Genomic DNA, 20,800 nt, shown 5'->3' with positions numbered 1-20,800 from the left:
GAGGGCGCGCCCAGCCCAACCAGCGGATAGGATCATCAAAGACGCGTTTCCGGGCGGAAAGCGGCGGTACAGACTGTTACAACTCGAACGTTGTAATTGCGAATCGTTCGCGTTATCGCGGCACATCGACTCCAGCTGAGATTGTTCCCTACCCAATGCACGCCCCGTCCCCGACCGCTGCCCCGCGCAAGCGCAGCCGCAAGAGCTTCTGGCTCAAGCAGCTGCACACCTGGCACTGGATGAGTTCGGCGGTGAGCCTGATCGGGTTGCTGCTGTTCGCGATCACCGGCTTCACGCTCAATCACGCCGCCGATATCGAGGGCGCGCCCCAGACGGTGGACCGAGCGGCCCAGCTGCCGGCCGCGCTGCTACCGCTGGTCAGGCCCGACGACAGGCCGGATGCCAAGCAGCCGCTGCCCGCGCCGGTCGCCGCCTGGCTGCGCGACGCCCTCAAGATGCCGGCAGACGGCGTCGCCGAATGGTCCGCCGACGAGATCTATCTGGCCAAGCCGCGCCCCGGGGGCGACGGCTGGATCGCGATCGAGCGGGAAACCGGCAAGGTGACGAGCGAGGTAAGCTCGCGCGGCTGGATCGCCTATCTCAATGATCTCCACAAAGGTCGCAACGCCGGCACCGCGTGGAAATGGTTCATCGACGTCTTCGCCTTCGCCTGCCTGGTGTTCACGCTGACCGGCCTCGTGCTGCTGTGGATGCATTCCAAGCATCGCAAGAGCACTTGGCCGCTGGTCGCCGCCGGGCTCGTCCTTCCCGCGCTGATCGCGCTGTTCCTGATTCACTAAAGGGGGCTTCATGCAATTTCGCCTGACCGCATTCACCACTGCCGCGCTCGGCGCCGGCGCGCTGCTGCCGAACGCGGCGGCGGCGCAGACCATGGACCTGTCGATCGAGCTGCCGCGCATCCGCGTCGCCGAATATCACAAGCCCTATGTGGCGGTGTGGCTGGAGAAGGAGGGGCAGGCGCCCCGCACGCTCTCGGTCTGGTACGATGTCGACAAGCGCGGCGGCGAGGGCACCAAATGGCTGCACGACCTGCGCCAGTGGTGGCGCGCCTCCGGCCGCACGATGAGCTTCCCGGCGGACGGCGTGAGCGGCGCGACTCGCGCGCCCGGCGTGCAGAAGCAGCGTCTCGTCGCCGGCAGGGGCGGCATGCCCGCGCTGACGCCGGGCCAGTACACGCTGGTGGTGGAAGCCGCGCGCGAGGTGGGCGGCCGCGAGGTCGTCCGCCTGCCCTTCGCCTGGAACGGCAGCAGCGCCACCGCAGCCGGCAAGGGCGCCAGCGAACTCGGCGCCGTCTCGTTCACGCTCAAGCGATAATCGGGGGATATACATCATGAAGTTCCGCAAGCCGCTGCTCGCGCTCGCCGCCGTCACCGCGCTCGCCGCGCCCGCCGCGATCGCCCACCGTATGTGGCTGCTGCCGTCGTCGACCATCGTTTCCGGCAGCAACAACTGGGTGACGATCGACGCCGCGGTGTCGAACGAGCTGTTCTACTTCGACCATCGTCCGCTGGGCGTGGTGCCCGTGATCACCCAGCCCGACGGCACCGAAGGCAAGGCCGAGCATCACAATATCGGCCAGTTCCGCGCGACCTTCGACGTGCACCTCACCCAGCAGGGTACCTATCGCATCGCGGTGGTGAACCAGGGCGTGTTCGGCCGCTACTCGCTGAACGGCGAGACCAAGATGATCCCGCGCGGCACCACCAAGGCGCAGCTGGCCAGTGTCATCCCGGCAGGGGCCACCGACGTGCAGACCAGCGAGACGCTGGCCCGCAACGAGATTTTCGTCACGCAGGGCGCGCCGACCACCACCGTGTTCAAGCCGACCGGCCAGGGCATCGAACTGGTGCCGGTGACGCACCCCAACGACCTCGTCGCGAATGAGCCCGCCACCTTCCAGTTCCTGATGGACGGCAAGCCGGCGACGGGCCTGTACGTCACGGCGATCCTCGGCAACGGCCGCTATCGCGCCGCGCAGAAGCAGATGGATCTGCGCACCGATGCGGCAGGCAAGGTGACGATCCAGTGGCCGGAAGCGGGCATGTACTGGATCAACGTCACGCCGAACGCGCCGCGGCCCGAGGGCGAAGGCGAGGGCCCGCGTCCGCAGCAGGGCCAGGGTGCGGGGGCGGCTCCCGCGCCGGGCGCACCGCAGGGCATGCGGGGCGTTCCCTCCGGCCGCCGGGTCAGCTACACGACCACGCTGGAGGTACTGGCACCCTGATCGCCGACGCTCGCATCGCAGTTCCCGAAAGCCTTTCGCCGGCGGCGTTCCACCGGCGGCGACCGGCTGCACCCGTTGCCACCTTCGGGGGGGCGACGATGGGCACCACCTGGCGTCTGGTGGTGGTGGACCCGCCAGAAGATGTTCGGGAAGTCGTCCAGGGCGTGCTGATGCGCATCATCGCCGAGTTCAGCCACTGGGAGCCGGGCTCGCGCGTCGGTCGCTTCAACCGGGGAATGCTCGGCTATTGGCACCCGCTGTCGCCGGAGGCGGCGCGGGTGCTGGACGCGGCCTTCGCGGTACACGACGCCAGCCGCGGCGCGTTCGATCCCGCGGCGGGCGTGCTGGCCGACCTTTGGGGGTTCGGCCCCGCCGGCGCGCGGCACGACGTGCCGAGCACCTATGCCATCGGCGAGGCGCTCATCATGTCCGGCGCGCGGCACTTGGAGTTCGACCGCGACCAGTCCCGCATCCGCCGGCGCGAGGCCGTGCAGATCGATCTGTCGGGCATCGCCAAGGGCTATGCCGTCGATGCCGTGGCCGAGCGCCTGGTCGCTCTCGGCATCGAGGACTTCCTGATCGAGATCGGCGGCGAGCTGCGCGGCGAGGGCATCAAGCCCGATGGCCAGCCCTGGTGGGTGGAGCTAGAGCCGGTGCCGGAGACCACGCTGGCGCCCGTTCGCGTCGCGCTGCACGGCCTGTCGGTTGCGACATCGGGCGACTATCGCCGCTTTTTCGAACGCGGCGGACGGCGCTATGCGCACAGCATCGATCCGCGCAACGGCTGGCCGATCGACAACCAGGTGGTCTCGGTATCGGTGCTGCACCGTGAGGCGATGTTCGCCGACGCCTGGGCCACCGCGCTGACCATTTTGGGGCCCGCGGGCATGGCCCTTGCCGAGCAGCACTCCCTCGCCGTGCATATGGTGACGCGGGACGGTGCCGCCTTTTACGAACAGCTCTCGCCCGCGCTGCAGGCGATGCTGGGCTGAGCAGCCGCGTTCCCCGCCGGTTTCGGCGGCTCCGCCGGCGTCGCCGGCGCTGCGTCGACTGACTTCCCCCTCGACCATCCACCCCGCGCCTTCCTTGACTTCTGCCCCGTGCGGCGCATGTGGGAAGGATGGCGCAGGACAATCCTCTCGACCGGCTTCGCGACGTGCTCGCGGGCACCGCGCGCGCGCTTTCGGGTGCGCCGGAACTCGAATTCGGCTTCACCGCCGACGCGCCGTTCCAGAGCGGCAAGACGATCAAGGTGCCGACCCCGTCGCGCACGCTGCCGCCCGAGCAGATCGCCGAGGCGCGCGGCTTTGCCGACAGCTTCGCGCTGCGCATGCGGCACCATGACGCCAATCTTCATGGCCGCACCGCGCCGCGCGAGCCGGTCGCCCGCGCGGTGTATGACGCGATCGAGGGCGCACGGGTCGATGCATTGGGTTCGCGCGGCTATGCGGGAATCGCCGACAATCTGGAGCAGGCGCTGGCGATGCGGCTGCGTTCGGACCCGATCGGCCGCGCGCGCACTCGCGACGAGGTGCCGCTGTCGACCGCGCTCGGGCTGATGGTGCGCGAGCGGCTGACCGGCCGCGAATCGCCCTCCAGCGCGGCACTCGGCCTGGCGCTGGTGCGCGACTGGATCGAGGAGAAGGCTGGCTCCGATCTGGATGCCATGGCGATGGCGATCGACGATCAGAACGCCTTTGCCGCGCTCGCCGCCAAGCTGCTCCAGGATCTGGAACTGACCGAGGGCGAGATGGTCCCCGACGAAGCCGATGAAGGCGGCGGCGAAGAGGAAGGCCAGGAAGAGCAGCAGGAACAGGGCGAAGAGGAAGGCGAGTCCCAGCAGCAGCAAGGCGAAGGCCAGACCGAGGCACGCGGCGAGCAGCGCGAGTCCGAGCAGGGCGAGGACGGCGACCAGGAGCAGCAGTCCGAAGGCATGGACGACGGCGACGGCGAGCCGGGCGACGACGGGGACGAGGGCATGATGCCCGTCCGCCCCAACCGCCCGTGGAGCGACCTGCCGCCGAGCTTCGAATATCGCGCCTTCACCACCCAGTTCGACGAGATCGTGGCGGCCACCGACCTGTGCGACACCGACGAGCTGGAGCGGCTGCGCTCCTATCTCGATCAGCAGCTGGTGCATCTGCAGGGCGCGGTGACCAAGCTCGCCAACCGGCTGCAGCGCCGGCTGATGGCGCAGCAGAGCCGGAGCTGGGACTTCGATCAGGACGAGGGCCTGCTCGATGCGGCACGGCTGGCGCGCGTGGTGGTGAACCCGATGCAGTCGCTCAGCTACAAGGTGGAGCGCGACACCGAGTTCAAGGACACGGTGGTCACGCTGCTGATCGACAACTCGGGGTCGATGCGCGGACGGCCGATCTCGATCGCGGCGATCAGCGCGGACATCCTCGCGCGCACGCTGGAACGGGTGGGCGTGAAGACCGAGGTGCTCGGTTTCACCACCCGCGCCTGGAAGGGCGGCCAGTCGCGCGAGAAATGGCTGGGCGAGGGCCGCATCTCCCAGCCCGGCCGGCTCAACGACCTGCGCCACATCATCTACAAACAGGCCGATGAGCCGTGGCGGCGCGCCAAGAAGGCGCTCGGGCTGATGATGCGCGAGGGGCTGCTCAAGGAGAATATCGATGGCGAGGCGCTGCTCTGGGCGCATTCGCGGCTGATCGCGCGCCCCGAGGACCGCAAGATCCTGATGGTGATCTCGGACGGCGCGCCGGTCGACGACTCGACGCTGTCGGTGAACTCTGGCTCCTATCTGGAGCGCCACCTGCGCCAGGTGATCGGCTGGATCGAGGCGCGCTCGCCGGTGGAACTGGTCGCGATCGGCATCGGCCATGACGTGACCCGCTATTACAGCCGCGCGGTGACGATCATGGATGCCGAGCAGCTGGCGGGCACGATGGTCGAGCAGCTGGCTGCGCTCTTCGATACTGAGTGACGCGGTGGCGGCGCTGGAGATCGTGCCGCCTCCCGGGGGCTTCCATGGCCCGGTGAAACGGTCGATCACGATCGCTGGCCATCCCACTTCGATCAGCCTGGAGCCGATCTTCTGGGCAGCGCTGGAGGCGGCGGCGGTAGCGGCCGGACTGCCGCTCAGCGCGCTGGTCGCCGCGATCGACCATGCCCGGATCGGTGCGGAGAACCCGCCAAATCTCGCCAGCGCGATCCGCACATGGCTGATGGCGGCGCGTGCCGGGTAGCCGAACCGCTCCGCCGCACTGACATCACAACGATCAGACGAATGCCGCGCCAGCAGTCCGCCCTGGTCTAGCGGAGGCGAGTCCGCACGCGCCGACATGCCCGCGATCTGCGCTCCCACCTCCCGCCAGCTAGTTTATGCAAATCGCTCGCAATCGCATTGACAATGCGAACGGGTCGCAATAGGCGGCTGCGTAACGACGATTAAAGGGGAATTACGTGAATCGCACCTCCGCGACGCTGGCGAACTCGCCGGCATTCGTTGCTCTTGCCTGTGTGGGCTTCCTGGTTTCGGCACCGGCCCATGCCGAAGACAAGCGCGCCGGGAACGAGCCGGCGGTAGCCGCCGACGCGAAAGACGACGCGCAGGACCGCGACTCCATTGTCGTGCAGGGCCAGCCCTATTCGCCGCACCAGGAATCGCCCAAGGCGACCCGTCCGGTGCGCGACACCCCGCAGACCATCACCATCCTGACCAACGAGGTGATCGAGCAGCAGAATCTGCTCACCCTGCGCGACATGCTGTCGACCGTGCCGGGCATCACCTTCGGTGCCGGCGAAGGCGGCGGCGGCTATGGCGACTCGATCAACCTGCGCGGCTATTCGGCCAATACCGACATCACCGTCGACGGCATTCGCGACAGCGCCCAGTACACCCGCACCGATCCGTTCAACCTCGAGCAGCTCGAAATCGTCAACGGTCCGAACTCGGTGCAGAACGGCGCGGGCTCGGTCGGCGGCTCGATCAACATGGTGACCAAGAAGCCCCAGGCGAACACCCGTATCCTCGCCTCGGGCGGCATCGGCACCGATGATTATTATCGCGGCACCGTCGATGCGAATGTGCGCGTCAACAACCTGATCGCCTTCCGCCTCAATGCGATGAAGCACGACAATGACGTGCCCGGCCGCGATGTCGAGACGATGAAGCGCTGGGGCGTCGCGCCGGCGGTGACGATCGGCATCGAGGGCCCGACCAGGCTCACGCTGCAATATCTCCACCAGGAAGACGACAACACGCCGCAATATGGCGTGCCCTATTATCAGGTCGCCGGCGGCCCGCTGCAGGGCGTCAGCCGCGCCAGCTATTTCGGCTTCCGCAACGTCGATACGCAGCAGAGCAATGTCGACCAGGCGACCGCCACCTTCGAGCATCACTTCAACGATCGGGTGACGCTGCGCAACATCACGCGCTGGCAGGACGTGACCCAGCACAGCATCGTCGATCCGCCCCAGGGCACCTGGTGCCTGGCGAACGGCCGCACGCCCACCGGCACCGCCTGCACCGCCACCGTCGGCAGCGCGACGCTGACGATCCCGGCCGGCTATTATCTTCCCTCCGGCCCCCGCGGGAACACCCGCGACACCCGCAACCAGCTTGCCTATGATCAAATCGACCTGATGGCGCGGTTCAACACCGGCTTCATCGAGCATTCGATCACGCTGGGCGCGGCGGCGAGCTGGGAGAAGTTCTTCCTTTCCACCGGCAACGTGCTGCGCAGCGCCAACGGCACCAACCCGTTCACCTACTATCCGCTGATCAACATCGCCAATCCCAATGCGGTGGTGGCGGGCCCGGCGGCGACCGGCGGCGTGGCGCGCGTCTATGGCAGCAACGTCTATACCGGCCCGATCAACTTCATCGAAAGCGCGCGGCAGACCGGCGAGCTGACCAACTATGCCGTCTATCTGTTCGACACGATGAAGCTCGGCGAGCATGTCGAGATCAACGGCGGGCTGCGCTGGGAGTCGAACGACGGCAGCTACCGCGCCGACACCGTCTCCACCACCACGGCGACGCTGGGCCAGGTGACCCCGGGCACCGTGTTCTACAACAAGGACAAGCTGTTCTCGTACCGCGCGGGCCTGGTCTACAAGCCGGTCAAGGCGATCAGCCTCTACGTCGCCTATGGCAACTCCAAGACCCCGTCCAAGACCTCGGTCAACGGCTCGTGCACCGCGGCGACCTGCAACGTCGATCCGGAAACTGCGCGCAACTATGAAGTCGGCGGCAAGGCCGAAGTGTTCGGGGGGCGCCTGCTGCTCACCGCCGCGCTGTTCCGCAACGAGCGCACCAACTACAAGGTGGCGACCGGCGACCCGCTGGTCCCCGAGCAGCAGCTGGACGGCAAGTCGCGGGTCAACGGCGTCGCGCTGGGCGCGGTGGGCCAGATCACCAAGGCCTGGTCGATCACCGCCAACTACACCTATCTCGACGGCAAGGTGCTGCGCAGCATCGCGCAGAACAGCCCGGCCGGCACGATCGACTATGGCAAGGATGCCGAGCTGCAGAACACGCCCAACCATTCGGGCAGCCTGTTCAGCACCTATCGCCTGCCGTTCGGCCTCACGCTGGGCTATGGCGTGACCTATCAGGGCAAGGCGGCGTTCAACCTGCCGACGGCCGCCGCACCGCAGGTGCTCTACAGCCCCGATTACTGGGTGCACAACGCATTCCTCTCCTACGAGATCACCCGTGCGCTGTCCGCGCAGGTGAACGTGAAGAACGTCACCGACTCGCTCTACTATACGCGGATCCGCAACAATGGCTGGGCGACCCCGGGCGACGGCCGCGCGGCGGTGCTGACGCTCAACTACCGCTTCTGATCGCGCGACGTGCGATCATCGGGCCCCTTCCGGTTTCGCGACCGGGAGGGGCTTCTTCTTTTCTCCGCCCTTGATCTGGCGCATGTCCCGCAGGCCGCGGGACGATCACAGGGCAAGTTCTTTCCCCGAGCAGGAGTGTGTGCATGCTGATCCCGATCCCCGACCTGCTCTCGCCGGCCGAACTGGCCCGCGTCCGCGCGCTGGTGGATGCGGCGGAATGGGTCGACGGCAACGTCACCTCGGGTCCGCAGGCGGCGCTCGCCAAGCGCAACGCGCAGCTGCCCGAGACGCACCCGGCGGCGCGCGAGGCGGGGGCGGTGATTCTCGACGCGCTGGCGCGCTCGCCCCTGTTCATCGCCGCGGCGCTGCCGCTCAAGATCTTCCCGCCGCTGTTCAACCGCTATGCCGGCGGCCAGAATTTCGGGCTGCATGTCGACAATGCCGTGCGCATCCAGCGCGGCAGCGAGTTCCGCGTCCGCTCGGACCTGTCGATGACCGTGTTCCTCGAAGACCCGCAGGCCTATGACGGCGGCGAACTGCTGATCGAGGGGCTGTTCGGCGCACAATCGGTGAAGCTGCCGGCGGGGCACGCCATCCTCTATCCCTCGTCGAGCCTCCACCGGGTGACTCCGGTGACGCGCGGCGCGCGGGTGGCGAGCTTCTTCTGGCTGCAATCGATGGTCCGCGACGACGGCGCACGGCGGATCCTGTTCGACCTCGACCGCTCGATCCAGGGCCTGGTCGGCGAAGTGGGGCAGGGCCATGCCGAGGTGGTGGCGCTGACCGGGGTGTACCATAACCTGCTGCGGCGCTGGGCGGACGCGTAGGGCGCGAGGCGTACTTCCGCTCCCGCCCACTTGCGGTCGTTCGCACCTTGATCGCATATTGCGCCAATGGCCCAAGGTCCGTCAAAGTCAGAGCGAATGGAACTTCGTCGCGCGTCGGGGAACAGAGCGTTGCCCGTGACGACGGTGGTCCCCTACCATCGGGGACCACTCTGCCTTTGGCCACATGCCTGCTTCATCTGCCGTAAGTCGTGGAAGCTGCCAGACGAGGCTGCTGGCAAGTGCCCGGAATGTGGCGGCGCACTTCACTCGATGGGACGTGCGTTCAAGGTGCCCAAGAAGTCCGACAAAGAGCAGTGGGACAAGGTTCGTTCTCTCTGGCTGGCCGGATTTCGTTTTGTAAATCACACCCGATGGCAAGAGGCAGAGGCGTTTCCAGAGCGCTTGCGCGAGGTTGACGAGTTTGTCCGCCTGAACCCGCGACACCCGTTTCGCCTCGCAAAACCGGACGGCAGCTATCCGTCAGTAGGGTGAACGGTTCTGCGCCAATTCCGCGAGCATCGTAGTGGCGGATGCAACGCCTCTGCCCTCGCTACAGCGTTCCCGCCCCCGCCAGGGGGAGGTGGCCCGCGTCAGCGGGTCGGAGGGGGAGGAAGCACGACGGTCGGCGAGGTTCTGGCATCCTCCCCCTCCGTCGCCTCCGGCGCCACCTCCCCCTGGCGGGGAAGGATACGCTCAACTCAAATCGCGGCGCTTACGCCCGCCCGACCACGCTTTCCGGCAGGTCCTTGCCGAACACGCGCTGATAATATTCCGCCACCTGCGCCCGCTCGGCATCGTCGCACTTGTTGAGGAACGACAGGCGGAAGGCGAAGCCCACATCGCCGAAGATCAGCGCGTTCTGCGCCCAGGTGATCACGGTACGCGGGCTCATCACCGTCGAGATGTCGCCGTTGATGAAGCCGCGGCGGGTCAGCTCCGCCACGCGGACCATGTTCTCCACCGTCTCCTTGCCGCCCGGCTTGTCATATTCGCCGGACTTGGCGAGCACGATCCGCGCCTCGGTGGCCGCAGGCAGATAGTTGAGCGTGACGACGATGTTCCAGCGGTCCATCTGGCCCTGGTTGATCTGCTGGGTGCCGTGGTACAGCCCGCTGGTGTCGCCCAGGCCCACCGTGTTGGCGGTGGCGAACAGGCGGAACCAGGGGCTCGGGCGGATCACCCGGTTCTGGTCGAGCAGGGTCAGCTTGCCCTCGGTCTCCAGCACGCGCTGGATCACGAACATCACGTCCGGGCGGCCCGCATCATATTCGTCGAACACGAGCGCGGTCGGGGTCTGCAGCGCCCAGGGCAGCAGGCCTTCGCGGAACTCGGTGATCTGCTGGCCGTCCTTGAGCACGATCGCGTCGCGGCCGATCAGGTCGATGCGGCTGATATGCGCGTCGAGATTGATGCGGATGCACGGCCAGTTGAGCCGCGCCGCCACCTGCTCGATGTGCGAGGATTTGCCGGTGCCGTGATAGCCCTGGATCATCACCCGGCGGTTGTGCGCGAAGCCGGCCAGCACCGCGAGGGTGGTGTCCGGATCGAACACATAGGCGGGGTCCAGATCGGGCACGCGCTCGTCCGCCTCGCTGAACGCGGGGACTTCCATGTCGCTGTCGATCCCGAACAGGTCGCGCACCTTCACCATCTTGTCGGGCGCGTCGAGGATCGTGGAGTCCCGGCTGTCGGGCAGGGTGTTGGGGATGTCGGCCATATCAAATCCTTCAGTCGCACCGGACCTAGTGGCTTGTCCGCCGCACTGCAACCGCATGTCCGAAGGGGAGGGTTCAGGCGCCGATCCTGGGCGGCAGCAGGAACAGCGTGGCGAAGTCGGCGGCGCGGGCGGTGTCGCCCTCCACCGCGAACCGACCTTCGGCGAGTGCGATGGCCAGCGGCATGGTGCCGAACAGCACCGGCAGGAAATCGTTGGGCTCGCCGACGAACACCGCCTCGCTATCGTCAAGCGTGCCGCGATCGACCGCCAGCGCGCCGTCCGCCACGGTGACGCGATAGGCCTCCTCGCCCAGCCGGAAGCCGATCCGGCCGGTCCAGCCCGCCGCCCTGTCCGGCAGCAGCAGCATGCGCAGCGCCAGCATCAGCGACACGCGCGAAAAGGGGAGCGACGGATCGTGCTGCGGCGAGCGCAGCGCCCAGCGGCCCATCGCCATCACCACGGGCTCGACCTCGTACCCCCAGGGGGTGAGCGCATAGACCTGGACGCTGGAGGGCGGCGGCAGCTTCTCGCGCACGACGATCCCGTCCGCCTCCAGTCCCTGCAGCCGCTGGGTGAGCACGTTCGCGCTGAGCCCCGGCAGCCCGGCGCGAATCTCGCCGAAGCGGCGGGGCCCAAGCAGCAATTCGCGCAGGATCAGCAGCGCCCAGCGCTCGCCGACGAACTCCAGGGCAAGGGCGGTGCCGCAGGCATCCTCATAGCGACGTTTGGACATGGTTATATTTTCTAACTTCACGGTTGTTTTTTAGGATCAGACGCGGCACGAATCAAGCAGGGCGCGACTCGAAAGCCGCGCCGAAGGGGAGAGAAAAGATGCCGGACGCCGTGTTCGTGAATCTGCCCGTGGCCGATGTGTCGCGCGCCACTGCCTTTTACGAAGCGATCGGCTGCGCCAGGAACGCGCAGTTCAGCGGGCCGACCGCGAGTGCGATGGTGCTGTCGGAAACGCTCACCTTCATGCTGCTTCACCGCGACTTCTTCCAGACCTTCACGCCCCGCGCCGTCGCCGACGCGACCACCACGACCGAGGTGCTGATCGCGCTGCCTTTGGCAGACCGGGCGGCGGTCGACGCGCTGGTCGCCAAGGCCGAGGCGGCAGGCGGCAGCGGCGACATCCGCCCGGTGCAGGACATGGGCTTCATGTACGGCCGCACCTTCACCGATCCCGACGGCCATATCTTCGAGCCGTTCCACATGGACATGGCCGCTGCTGCCGCGGCGATGGCGCAGGCGGAGCCGGCCTGACCAGGAGGGAGCGCGACGATGTCGTTCCAGGCCTATCTCGACAATATCCAGGCCAAGACGGGCCGTAGCCCCGAGGATTTCCGCGCGTACGCCGCCGAGAAGGGCTGGGCGGATGCCTCCGGCCTGCACGACGGCGTGAAGGCGGGTGCGATCGTCGCCGATCTCAAGGCGGCGTTCGGGCTGGGCCACGGCCACGCCATGGCGACCGTTGCGTTGCTCAAGGGTGCCAAGCGCGAAGGCGACGCCTGAACCGAGGAGAGAATGAATGCCGATTGATCCCGAAAGCCCGATCGAGATCGTCACCTTCGACTGGGTGCCCGATTTCGCCCGCAGCTATGTCCGCGACTTCCGAGTCCGCTGGGCACTGGAGGAGGCCGGGCTCGGCTATCGCACCGATCCGATCAGCGCGGTGCATCGCCCGCCGGCCTATTTCGCCGAACAGCCCTTCGGCCAAGTGCCGGCCTATCGCGAGGGCGACGTGCGCATGTTCGAATCGGGTGCGATCGTGCTGCACATTGCCGAGCGTTCCGAGGCGCTGCTGCCGCAAGAGCCGGCGGCGCGCGCGCGGGCGCTGTGCTGGATGTTCGCCGCAATGAACAGTGTCGAGCCGATGTTGCTCGAACTCACCAATGTCGATCTGTTCGCGCGCGATGAGGCATGGGCGAAGCTTCGCCGGCCGAGCCTCGTCGCTACGATCGACAAGCGGCTGGGGCAACTCGCCGCCGCGCTTGGTGATCGGGAATATCTCGAAGGTCGCTTCACCGCCGGGGACCTGCTGACGGCCTCGGCGCTGCGCGCGCTCGATCACACCGATCTGCTCGCCGCGCATCCGGCGCTGGCGGCGTACCAGCAGCGCTGCCTCGCGCGACCGGCGTTCGCCGCCGCCATCGCCGCGCAGCTCGAGGAATTGCGGACGGAAATGCCCGAACCCGCCTGAAGGAGGACGAAGCATGGCGTATATCGACGGCTATGTACTGCCGGTGCCGGAGGCGAACCGGCAGGCCTATACCGATCTCGCGCTGCGCGTGGCGAACAAGTTCCTCAAATATGGCGCGACCCGTGTGGTGGAAGGCTGGGGCAAGGACGTGCCCCACGGCGAGACCACCGATTTCTATCGCGCGACGCTGGCCACCGAGGGCGAGGCGGTGGTCTTTTCCTGGGTCGTCTGGCCGGACAAGGCGACGCGCGACGCCGGGTGGGACTCGCTGATGGCCGACCCGGACATGCAGGACAACACGATGCCGTTCGACGGCAAGCGCATGTTCTGGGGCGGCTTCGAGCCGATCGTCGATCGCGGCGAAGGCTGATCGCAAGGGGGAGAGCGGAGATGACGAACCGGCAGGGCGACATCATCTGGTACGAACTGATGACGCGCGACGCGGAGAAGGCGGCGGCCTTCTACGGCGCCGTGGTGGGATGGCAGGTCGGCGCGCCGATGACGGACGGCCCCGACTATCGCATGATCGCCGCACCGGACGGCAATGCGGGCGGCATGCTCCAGCTCGACGATGCGATGCTGGCGGCAGGCGCAAGCCCGAGCTGGCTTGCCTATTTCGGCGTCGACGATGTCGATGCGAGCGTGGCGGAGATCATCGCGGCGGGCGGCAAGGTGCTGGTGCCCGCCTGGGACGCGGCGGGCGTCGGCCGGATCGCGATGGTCACCGATCCGCAGGGCGTTCCCTTCTATGTGATGCGCGGCGCGACCGACGGCGCGAGCAGCACCGTCTATCAGCGGCATGGGCTCGGCCATGCCGGCTGGAACGAGCTGTACGCCCCCGATGCGGAAGGCGCGCTCGGCTTCTACCACCGCCAGTTCGGCCTCACCCGGATGGGCGGGATGCCGATGGGCGAGATGGGCGAATACAGCTTCATCGGCCATGAAGGCGGCGAGCCCATCGGCGCGATCATGGGCTGCCCGCCGGGGGCCAGACCGGGCTGGAGCTTCTATTTCCGTGTCGACGATGTGGATGTGGCGAAGGCGCGCGTGGAAGCTGCCGGCGGGACGGTGGTCAATGGCCCGATGGATGTGCCCGGCGGCGAGCGGGTGCTGCAGGCGGTGGATCCTGACGGCGCGCTATTCGGGCTGGTCAGCGGGGCCGAAGCGTAACGGCGGCGTGCCGTAGCGAGGATGTGGCGCAGGGCGCCGTCGAGATTGTGGAGCAGGGCGTCGGCCGGGATGCGAAGCGTGGTGATCCCGATCGCGGCGAGCCACGCGTCGCGGCGGGCGTCGTGGTTTGGCTGGTCTCCATGGCCATGGCCGGCGCCGTCGAGTTCGATCGCCAGCCGGGCGCGGGCGCAGTAGAAGTCCAGGACATAGGGGCCGGCCTGGTGTTGGCGGCGGAAGTGGAGGCCTTCGGGATCGCCGCGGAGGTGGCGCCAGAGGCGGCGCTCGGCGGGAGACATCTCGCGGCGGAGCTTGCGGGCGAGGCTGCGGGTATGCGGGTTTCCACCAAGGCGCATTTGGGCGACTCCCTGCCGATTGGGTCGGGCGGAGGATGCCGGATTTTATGGAACGAATAAAGAACGAATTTCGCGAGAGGCCCCCTCCACCACCGCCTTCGGCGGCGGTCCCCCTCCCCCGCTTACGCGGGAGAGGAAACACTAAGGCTGCAGCCGAGGGAAGCATTTCCTCCACCGCGAAGCGGGGGAGGGGGACCGCGCCGCGTCAGCGGCGTGGTGGAGGGGGCCTCCCTCCGGCCCAGCCTCAGGCGAACGCCGCCGACCCCTTCAGCTGCTGATAGGCCGCGATCACCCGCTGCAGCCGCGCCTCGTGGCTGCGATCGCCGCCATTCCGGTCCGGATGGAACTTCCGCACCAGCTCCGAATAGCGTTTGCGCAGCGCCGTGCGATCGCAGTCGATCTCCAGGTCCAGCACCTTCAGCGCATCGCGATCCGCGCCGGACAGCGGCCGCCCGTCCTTGCGCTCGCCGCGATCCTTCATCCGATCTCGGAACCTGGCGCCGATCGCGTCGAGCGGGTCGGCGAAATCGGCCCAGCGCGGCGGCACGTCGGGATTGGCGCTGAACGCGCGCGTCTCGCGCTCCCAGCCGGCGATCGGGCGCTGCGCCTCGTGGATTTCGTCCGCGCTCATGCCCGAGAAGAAATTATAGCCCGAGTTGAACGCGCGGACATGGTCGAGGCACAGCCAGCGGAAGCGCGGCGGCCCGTCGAAGCCGCTGCGCGCGCCCTCCAGCGGCGGCGCGCGGAATTCGCCGGGGGCGGTGCAGCCCGGCTCTGCGCACAATCTTCCCTCCGCTTCCACGCGACCGTGAAAACGGGCATTCGGACGATCCTTTTTCGGCGGACGGCTAGCCACGCGACTCCCTCGAGCAAACCGCCTATATAGGCGCGATGACCGACCTCGCTACCGGCCCCCTGGCCGATCTGATCGCCGATCGCCTGCGCACCGCGCTCGCCCCGTCGCACCTCCATGTCAGCAACGACAGCGCCCAGCATCGCGGGCATCTGGGCGACGACGGCACCGGCGAAAGCCACTTCACCGTCACCATCGAGAGCCCGGAGTTCGCCGGACTCAATCGCGTCGCCCGCCAGCGCAAGGTGAACCATGCGCTCGCCGACCTGCTCGCCACGCGCATCCACGCGCTGGCGATCAAGGCGACCGCGCCGGGCGAATGAGCACGCGCGTCGCGCGCCCGGCGGCGCGGATCCTGCTGCTGGACGGCGCGGGGCGGGTGCTGCTGTTCCGCTTCGATCCCGCCGACCGGCCGCCCTTCTGGTGCACGCCGGGCGGCGCGGTCGATCCGGGCGAAAGCTATGCGGACGCAGCCCGGCGCGAGCTGTGGGAAGAAACCGGCATCCGCGCCGAGCCCGGACCGGAGGTGACCCAGCGCGTCGTCGAGTTCGTGACGATCGAGGGCGTGCCGGTCTGGGCCGACGAGCGCTATTTCCTCGTCCGCACGGAAGCCGAAGCGATCGACACTGCCGGGCATACCGCGCTGGAGCAACGGGTGATGCGCGGCTGGCGCTGGTTCACCCGCGACGAGATCGCCGCGCACGACGAGCCGATCTTCCCCGAAGACCTGCTGGACATGCTGACGGCCCTCCAAGTCTAGCGCCTTCCATTCTCCCCTCCGCTTGCGGGAGGGGTAGGGGGAGGGGGTGTGCTGGGAGCGTGTCCTTCGCCTGAAGAAGCGCTGCGTCGCTTCCGCTCCTTTTGAGCGAATCGCCTGCCACCTTTACACGCCCTCCCCTGACCCCTCCCGCAAGCGGGAGGGGGACTTGAGGCCGGTAGGTTTACTCCCGCCCGAGCAGCACGCGGGCCTGGCCCGCGATCTGGGCGAGCATCGCCGCGTTCGGCACTGCCGACTGCCGGGCGCGCTGCACCAGCGCGCGGAACTGGTCCACCCGGGCGCGGTGTTCGGCCAGCCATGCATCGACCGTGGCTTGCGGATCTTCGCCGTCCACCCGGGCGAGGAAGTCGAGCCGCAGCTGCTGGAAGTCGCGGGCAAGGCCGGCGATCAGCAGGCGTTCCCACACGTCGCCGGTGGTGATCCGCGCCGCCGTGGCCTGCGCCCAGTCGAGCCCGAGGGCCTGGCCGAGCGCGGTAAAGGCGCGGGTGAGCACCAGCTCGTCGATGCCGTGCCGCTGGCCGAGATCGGCAAGGCCGATACAGCCATCGAGCTCGAACACGCGGACAACGCGGTCCACCAGCTCACGCGGCGCGCCGGCGGTGGTAAGCTTGCCGCAGATGCGATCGGCCTGGGCGCGTACTTCGCTCAGCATCATGCCCTTGGCCTCGCGGTCCAGCGCATCGACACCCGGCTTCAGCCGCGCGATCACCTCGGCGGGGCTGGCGCCCGGACGGGTGATGCGCAGCAGATCGGCGATCTGGCCGCGCACCGCCACCGCCAGCTCGTCGAGCAGCGCGATGCGTGCGCCTTCCCCGATCTCGGCGGTTTCCACCGCTTCCCACAAGGCCGGCAGGCCGAGCAGCTGTTCGGCGACGACGAACATCGCGGCGATGTCGCGCATCGACGCGCCTTCTTCCTCGGCCAGCTCGAACGGGTGGAGCACGCCGAGGCGGTTGACCACGCGATTGGCCAGCTTGGTCGCGACGATTTCGCTGCGGAGGCGATGTTCGTCGATCGCCTGGCCGAAGCGCTCCTGCATCGCCCTGGGGAAGGCGGCGTGGAGGTCCTGGACCAGCGCGGGGTCATGGCCCAGATCGCCCTGTTCGATCGCATCCTGCAGCGCCAGCTTGGCCGATGCGAGCAGCACCGCCAGCTCGGGCCGGGTGAGCCCGCGGCCTTCCTGGGCGCGGCGCAGCAGGTCCTCGTTGGCGCCGAGGCCCTCGACATTGCGGTCGAGCCGGCCGCTCGCTTCCAGGATCTCGATCACCCGCACATAGCTGGGCAGGTCGAGCGCGCCGTCATTCTCCATGAAGGAGAGCGCCAGCGTCTGGAGGCGATTGTCCTCCAGCACCAGATGCGCGACGTCGTCGGTCATCGAGGCGAGCAGCGTGTTGCGATCCTCGAATCCGAGTCGGCCCTCGATCATCTCGCGGTTGAGCGCGATCTTGATGTTGACCTCGTTGTCCGAGCAGTCGACGCCGGCCGAATTGTCGATGAAGTCGGTGTTGAGGCGGCCGCCGTTGCGCGCGAACGCGATGCGCGCCGCCTGCGTCACGCCGAGATTGGCACCTTCGCCGACCACCTGCGCACGCACCTGCTCGGCATTGATGCGGATCCGGTCGTTGGCGGGATCGCCCACCTCGCCGTTGCTCTCGCTCGCCGCCTTCAGATAGGTGCCGATGCCGCCGAACCACAGCAGCCCGACGCGCGCCTTGAGGATCGCGATCATCAGGCCATTGGGATCGATGCTGTCGACATCGAGGTCGAGCAGCGCCTTGATCTGCGGGCTGAGCGGGATCGACTTTTCGGTGCGCGGGAACACGCCGCCGCCTTCGGAGATGAGGTCGGGGTTGTAATCCGCCCAGCTTGAGCGCGGCAGCGCAAACATGCGCGCGCGCTCTTCCCAGCTCTTCGCCGGATCCGGATTGGGATCGAGGAAGATGTGGCGATGGTCGAACGCGGCGACCAGCTTGATCGCCTTGGACAAGAGCATGCCGTTGCCGAACACGTCGCCCGACATGTCGCCCACGCCCGCCACGGTGACCGGCTCGGTCTGAATATCGGTGCCCATCTCCAGGAAGTGGCGGCGGACCGAGACCCAGGCGCCCTTGGCGGTGATGCCCATCGCCTTGTGGTCGTAGCCGACGCTGCCCCCGGAGGCGAAGGCGTCGCCCAGCCAGAAGTCGCGCTCGATGGCCAGCGCATTGGCCACGTCGGAGAAGGTCGCGGTGCCCTTGTCGGCGGCGACGACGAAATAGGGATCCTCGCCGTCGTGCACCGTCACGCCCTGCGGGTGGACGACCTCGCCCGAGACGATGTTGTCGGTGATCGACAGCAGCGCGCGGATGAAGATGCGGTAGCTCTCGGTACCCTCGGCCAGCCACGCGTCGCGATCGATCGCGGGGGAGGGGAGCTGCTTGGGATAGAAGCCGCCCTTGGCGCCGGTCGGCACGATCACCGCGTTCTTCACGCGCTGCGCCTTCATCAGGCCCAGGATCTCGGTGCGGAAATCGTCGCGGCGATCGGACCAGCGCAGGCCGCCGCGGGCGACCGGGCCGGCGCGCAGATGGATGCCCTCGACGCGCGGGCTGTAGACCCAGATCTCGCGCCAGGGGAGCGGCGCGGGCAGGCCCGGCACCTTGGCGGAATCGAGCTTGAACGCCAGCGCCTCCGCGCCCGCCGGCGCATAGGCGTTGGTGCGCAGCGTCGCCAGCACCACGCCCTTGAACAGCCGCAGGATGCGGTCGTCATCGATCGCATTGACTTGGGCAAGGCCGGCATCGATCGTCTTTTCGGCAAGATCGACGGCTTCGGGATCGTCGCGGCGTGCGGGATTGTGCGCCGCCTCGAACCGCTCGACCAGCGCCAGCGCGACCAGCGGCGCACGGCGCAGCGCGTCGACCACCGTGGCCATGCCGTACAGCATGCCGGTCTGGCGCAGATAGCGAAACCAGGCGCGCAGCAGCACCACCGCCTCGGGGGTGAGCCCCGCCTCGACGATCAGCCGGTTGAACAGGTCGTTCTCGGCCCGGCCTTCCAGCACGGCGGCGATGGCGGCCTCGACGATCGCCGGATCGCGATCCAGCATGTCGCCGCGCGTTGCCGGCTCCACCTTGAAGTCGTGGATGAACGCGCCGTTGGTCAGCTCGGTCGGCACTTCCTCGATCACGCGGAAGCCGAAATTCTCGAACGCGGGCACCGCATCGGAAAGGGCGAGCGCGCCGCCCAGGCGATAGAGCTTGATCCGGTACTTGCCCGGCTCGTCACGCAGCGCCACGATCCGCACCGACCGGGCATGCTCGTCCTCCAGCCCGCCGATCCGCACCATGTCCTGCGCGGCTTCCTCGGGCGTGTGGGTGAGGCGGTAGACGTCGGGGAAGGCGTTGGCGAGCCGCAGCGACAGCCGCGCCGCGCCGCTGCCGGCGAGATCGTTGAGGCAGGCCTCCACGGCCGGTGCCCAGCCGCGCACCATGCGGGCGATGCGCGCGTCGAGCTCGGCCTCGTCCGGCATCGTCGTGTCGCCGCGCAGGTCCAGCGTGTAGCGCAGCTGCGCGAGCACACCGTCTTCCAGCGCGATCGACCAGTTGATCATCTTCGCATGGGCGGCCTCGGTCAGCATGTTGCCGATCGTCTCGCGGTGGCCCGCGGCGACCTGCTCGCGCGGCAGCCAGACAAAGGCGAACAGGTGGCGGCCGAGCGTGCTGCGCACCAGCACCAGCTTCGAACGCGGGCGATCGGCGACCGACATGGCGGTGAGCACCAGGCTCTCCAGCGCCTCGAGGTCGAAGGCGGTGGTCAGGTCGTGCGGCAGGCCGGTGAGCGCGTGGGTCATCGCCTTGCCGGTATGGCCGGCGGGATCGAAGCCGAACTTCGATTCCAGCATCTCCAGCCGGCCGCGCAGCATCGGCACCATCGCCGGGGGCGTGTTGAGCGCCTGGCTGGTCCACAGGCCGTAATGGATCGACAGGCCGGTAACGTCCTGTCCCGTCATCAGCGGCGTCACCACGATGTCGAGCGGCACGCGGCGATGGACGGTGGAGGTGGCGTTGGACTTGAGCAGCAGCGGGATTTCGCCGCCCATCTCGAAATAGTCGACGGCAAGCTTGCGCGACGTGTCCGCCAGCAGTGGCACCTCATGGGTATAGCGGGCGAGGCCGATCTGGTCGCTGTTCTCGCCGCCGACCGACCATTTTTCGTGGCCGAGCAGCGTCATCGCATCGTCGGCGAACCAGCGCAGCAGCGCCTCGCCTTCGCGCGAGGGGACGCGGGCGCCGTCGATCGACAGCGCTTGCTGCAGCGGGCGCCAGTCGGACACGACGTCGCGGACATGCTCCAGCACGCGCTCGATCTCGCCGGTCAGTGTGCGGCGGGTGCGGGCGTCGGCGCGTTCCATCTCGATGTAGATCATCGACTCGGGCGACGCGTCCTTCGCCTTCTCGCCGATGTCGGTCACCAGGCCGGCGGTGTCGCGCTCGACCGGCAGGATCGGGTGGATGATGCGGAAGATGCTCAGATCGAACGCCGCGATCGCCGCCGCGATCGAATCGACCAGGAACGGCATGTCGTCGTTGATCACGGCCAGCCGCATCTTGCGGCTGGCATCGTCCTGATAGGTTTCGAGATTGAGCCGCACGGTCCGGGGCGGGCGTTCCGCCGCCGTTTCCGCGACGAACCGCGCCACTTCCGTGCGCTCGGCCTCGTCCAGTCCTTCCAGCTCTCCGGGCAGGGCGCCTTCGAAGATCCGATCCTCAAAGGCCTGCATGATCTTTTTTTCTAGGTTCTTCATGGATGCGGCTATGCTCCCGGGAACAGGGCACCTCAAGTCTGGAAAATCCGGTAG

Annotated in this window: 20 protein-coding genes and 1 pseudogene; 16 read left to right on the top strand and 5 right to left on the bottom strand. The window is 68.0% G+C overall.

All coding sequences use genetic code 11. From position 1 onward, the window contains the following. Window positions 1-155: 155 nt before the first annotated feature. The 9 genes from S2M10_RS12205 (at window position 156) to S2M10_RS22430 (ending at window position 9,381) form a co-directional block, all read left to right on the top strand. Window positions 156-800, top strand: coding sequence for a PepSY-associated TM helix domain-containing protein (locus S2M10_RS12205; RefSeq protein ID WP_168846311.1), 645 nt, complete (start codon window positions 156-158; stop codon window positions 798-800). 10 nt (window positions 801-810) lie between these two features. Further along, a complete protein-coding gene (locus S2M10_RS12200; RefSeq protein WP_211091021.1) occupies window positions 811-1,335 on the top strand; it encodes a DUF2271 domain-containing protein in 525 nt (174 codons plus the stop codon). 16 nt (window positions 1,336-1,351) lie between these two features. Beyond that, window positions 1,352-2,245, top strand: coding sequence for a DUF4198 domain-containing protein (locus S2M10_RS12195; RefSeq protein ID WP_168846310.1), 894 nt, complete (start codon window positions 1,352-1,354; stop codon window positions 2,243-2,245). A 98-nt stretch (window positions 2,246-2,343) separates the two neighbouring features. Continuing rightward, window positions 2,344-3,237, top strand: coding sequence for an FAD:protein FMN transferase (locus S2M10_RS12190; RefSeq protein WP_168846309.1), 894 nt, complete (start codon window positions 2,344-2,346; stop codon window positions 3,235-3,237). A gap of 128 nt (window positions 3,238-3,365) precedes the next feature. Beyond that, window positions 3,366-5,195 carry a cobaltochelatase subunit CobT gene (cobT, locus tag S2M10_RS12185; protein WP_168846308.1) on the top strand — a complete coding sequence of 610 codons (1,830 nt, stop codon included), beginning with the start codon at window positions 3,366-3,368 and terminating at the stop codon, window positions 5,193-5,195. 52 nt (window positions 5,196-5,247) lie between these two features. Beyond that, a complete protein-coding gene (locus tag S2M10_RS12180; protein WP_348770589.1) occupies window positions 5,248-5,457 on the top strand; it encodes a ribbon-helix-helix domain-containing protein in 210 nt (69 codons plus the stop codon). 217 nt (window positions 5,458-5,674) lie between these two features. Next, window positions 5,675-8,062, top strand: coding sequence for a TonB-dependent siderophore receptor (locus tag S2M10_RS12175; RefSeq protein ID WP_348770588.1), 2,388 nt, complete (start codon window positions 5,675-5,677; stop codon window positions 8,060-8,062). A gap of 143 nt (window positions 8,063-8,205) precedes the next feature. Further along, window positions 8,206-8,889: a Fe2+-dependent dioxygenase gene (locus tag S2M10_RS12170; protein WP_168846307.1), complete on the top strand. Its 684-nt coding sequence runs from the start codon at window positions 8,206-8,208 to the stop codon at window positions 8,887-8,889. Window positions 8,890-9,159: 270 nt separating this feature from the next. Continuing rightward, the gene (locus S2M10_RS22430) at window positions 9,160-9,381 is read left to right on the top strand and encodes a hypothetical protein (RefSeq protein ID WP_211091020.1); all 222 of its coding nucleotides are present in this window, start codon (window positions 9,160-9,162) and stop codon (window positions 9,379-9,381) included. Between the two features lie 220 nt (window positions 9,382-9,601). Here S2M10_RS22430 and cobS read toward each other — a convergent pair whose 3' ends face one another. Both cobS and S2M10_RS12155 read right to left on the bottom strand, forming a co-directional pair. After that, window positions 9,602-10,606 carry a cobaltochelatase subunit CobS gene (gene cobS, locus S2M10_RS12160; protein WP_168846306.1) on the bottom strand — a complete coding sequence of 335 codons (1,005 nt, stop codon included), beginning with the start codon at window positions 10,604-10,606 and terminating at the stop codon, window positions 9,602-9,604. A gap of 73 nt (window positions 10,607-10,679) precedes the next feature. Further along, complete coding sequence (locus S2M10_RS12155) at window positions 10,680-11,339, bottom strand: winged helix-turn-helix transcriptional regulator (protein WP_211091019.1); 660 nt, start codon at window positions 11,337-11,339, stop codon at window positions 10,680-10,682. 98 nt (window positions 11,340-11,437) lie between these two features. Between S2M10_RS12155 and S2M10_RS12150 the strand changes: the two genes are divergently transcribed. Genes S2M10_RS12150 through S2M10_RS12130 form a run of 5 tightly spaced genes read left to right on the top strand, consistent with a single transcriptional unit; the run spans window position 11,438 to window position 13,976 of the window. Next, window positions 11,438-11,869 (top strand): VOC family protein, encoded by a 432-nt coding sequence (locus S2M10_RS12150; protein WP_168846304.1) that lies wholly within the window; start codon window positions 11,438-11,440, stop codon window positions 11,867-11,869. 18 nt (window positions 11,870-11,887) lie between these two features. Beyond that, window positions 11,888-12,118: a DUF4287 domain-containing protein gene (locus tag S2M10_RS12145; protein WP_168846303.1), complete on the top strand. Its 231-nt coding sequence runs from the start codon at window positions 11,888-11,890 to the stop codon at window positions 12,116-12,118. Between the two features lie 16 nt (window positions 12,119-12,134). Then, complete coding sequence (locus tag S2M10_RS12140) at window positions 12,135-12,806, top strand: glutathione S-transferase family protein (protein ID WP_168846302.1); 672 nt, start codon at window positions 12,135-12,137, stop codon at window positions 12,804-12,806. A gap of 13 nt (window positions 12,807-12,819) precedes the next feature. Further along, window positions 12,820-13,176: a DUF1428 domain-containing protein gene (locus tag S2M10_RS12135; protein WP_168846301.1), complete on the top strand. Its 357-nt coding sequence runs from the start codon at window positions 12,820-12,822 to the stop codon at window positions 13,174-13,176. A gap of 20 nt (window positions 13,177-13,196) precedes the next feature. Next, complete coding sequence (locus S2M10_RS12130; RefSeq protein ID WP_168846300.1) at window positions 13,197-13,976, top strand: VOC family protein; 780 nt, start codon at window positions 13,197-13,199, stop codon at window positions 13,974-13,976. Between the two features lie 71 nt (window positions 13,977-14,047). Here the strand turns inward: S2M10_RS12130 and S2M10_RS22690 are convergent. Both S2M10_RS22690 and S2M10_RS12120 read right to left on the bottom strand, forming a co-directional pair. After that, window positions 14,048-14,272 (bottom strand): annotated as a pseudogene (locus S2M10_RS22690) (endonuclease domain-containing protein); the annotation flags it as partial. Between the two features lie 301 nt (window positions 14,273-14,573). After that, window positions 14,574-15,113, bottom strand: coding sequence for a J domain-containing protein (locus tag S2M10_RS12120; RefSeq protein WP_211091018.1), 540 nt, complete (start codon window positions 15,111-15,113; stop codon window positions 14,574-14,576). A gap of 107 nt (window positions 15,114-15,220) precedes the next feature. Here S2M10_RS12120 and S2M10_RS12115 point away from each other — a divergent pair, with 107 nt between their 5' ends. After that, complete coding sequence (locus tag S2M10_RS12115; protein WP_064311004.1) at window positions 15,221-15,505, top strand: BolA family protein; 285 nt, start codon at window positions 15,221-15,223, stop codon at window positions 15,503-15,505. Then, the gene (locus S2M10_RS12110; RefSeq protein ID WP_168846298.1) at window positions 15,502-15,942 is read left to right on the top strand and encodes an NUDIX domain-containing protein; all 441 of its coding nucleotides are present in this window, start codon (window positions 15,502-15,504) and stop codon (window positions 15,940-15,942) included. The genes S2M10_RS12115 and S2M10_RS12110 overlap by 4 nt, the downstream gene beginning before the upstream one ends. 181 nt (window positions 15,943-16,123) lie before the next feature. On the opposite strand, the gene S2M10_RS12105 is transcribed toward S2M10_RS12110, so the two are convergent. Beyond that, window positions 16,124-20,746: an NAD-glutamate dehydrogenase domain-containing protein gene (locus S2M10_RS12105; RefSeq protein ID WP_168846297.1), complete on the bottom strand. Its 4,623-nt coding sequence runs from the start codon at window positions 20,744-20,746 to the stop codon at window positions 16,124-16,126. Between the last annotated feature and the right edge of the window lie 54 nt (window positions 20,747-20,800).

This window comes from Sphingomonas sp. S2M10, from assembly GCF_012650175.1.
Lineage (GTDB): Bacteria > Pseudomonadota > Alphaproteobacteria > Sphingomonadales > Sphingomonadaceae > Sphingomonas.
The sequence above is the reverse complement of the archived record's forward strand: the minus strand, read 5'-3'. Positions and strand labels throughout refer to the sequence as shown.

What these genes read in the sequence shown, in the direction of transcription:
- S2M10_RS12205 (WP_168846311.1), top strand. Translation starts at nt 156, where the DNA reads ATGCACGCCCCGTCCCCGACCGCTGCCCCGCGCAAGCGCAGCCGCAAG.
- S2M10_RS12200 (WP_211091021.1), top strand. Translation starts at nt 811, where the DNA reads ATGCAATTTCGCCTGACCGCATTCACCACTGCCGCGCTCGGCGCCGGC.
- S2M10_RS12195 (WP_168846310.1), top strand. Translation starts at nt 1,352, where the DNA reads ATGAAGTTCCGCAAGCCGCTGCTCGCGCTCGCCGCCGTCACCGCGCTC.
- S2M10_RS12190 (WP_168846309.1), top strand. Translation starts at nt 2,344, where the DNA reads ATGGGCACCACCTGGCGTCTGGTGGTGGTGGACCCGCCAGAAGATGTT.
- cobT (WP_168846308.1), top strand. Translation starts at nt 3,366, where the DNA reads ATGGCGCAGGACAATCCTCTCGACCGGCTTCGCGACGTGCTCGCGGGC.
- S2M10_RS12170 (WP_168846307.1), top strand. Translation starts at nt 8,206, where the DNA reads ATGCTGATCCCGATCCCCGACCTGCTCTCGCCGGCCGAACTGGCCCGC.
- S2M10_RS22430 (WP_211091020.1), top strand. Translation starts at nt 9,160, where the DNA reads ATGGGACGTGCGTTCAAGGTGCCCAAGAAGTCCGACAAAGAGCAGTGG.
- cobS (WP_168846306.1), bottom strand. Translation starts at nt 10,606, where the DNA reads ATGGCCGACATCCCCAACACCCTGCCCGACAGCCGGGACTCCACGATC.
- S2M10_RS12155 (WP_211091019.1), bottom strand. Translation starts at nt 11,339, where the DNA reads ATGTCCAAACGTCGCTATGAGGATGCCTGCGGCACCGCCCTTGCCCTG.
- S2M10_RS12150 (WP_168846304.1), top strand. Translation starts at nt 11,438, where the DNA reads ATGCCGGACGCCGTGTTCGTGAATCTGCCCGTGGCCGATGTGTCGCGC.
- S2M10_RS12145 (WP_168846303.1), top strand. Translation starts at nt 11,888, where the DNA reads ATGTCGTTCCAGGCCTATCTCGACAATATCCAGGCCAAGACGGGCCGT.
- S2M10_RS12140 (WP_168846302.1), top strand. Translation starts at nt 12,135, where the DNA reads ATGCCGATTGATCCCGAAAGCCCGATCGAGATCGTCACCTTCGACTGG.
- S2M10_RS12135 (WP_168846301.1), top strand. Translation starts at nt 12,820, where the DNA reads ATGGCGTATATCGACGGCTATGTACTGCCGGTGCCGGAGGCGAACCGG.
- S2M10_RS12130 (WP_168846300.1), top strand. Translation starts at nt 13,197, where the DNA reads ATGACGAACCGGCAGGGCGACATCATCTGGTACGAACTGATGACGCGC.
- S2M10_RS12115 (WP_064311004.1), top strand. Translation starts at nt 15,221, where the DNA reads ATGACCGACCTCGCTACCGGCCCCCTGGCCGATCTGATCGCCGATCGC.
- S2M10_RS12110 (WP_168846298.1), top strand. Translation starts at nt 15,502, where the DNA reads ATGAGCACGCGCGTCGCGCGCCCGGCGGCGCGGATCCTGCTGCTGGAC.
- S2M10_RS12105 (WP_168846297.1), bottom strand. Translation starts at nt 20,746, where the DNA reads ATGAAGAACCTAGAAAAAAAGATCATGCAGGCCTTTGAGGATCGGATC.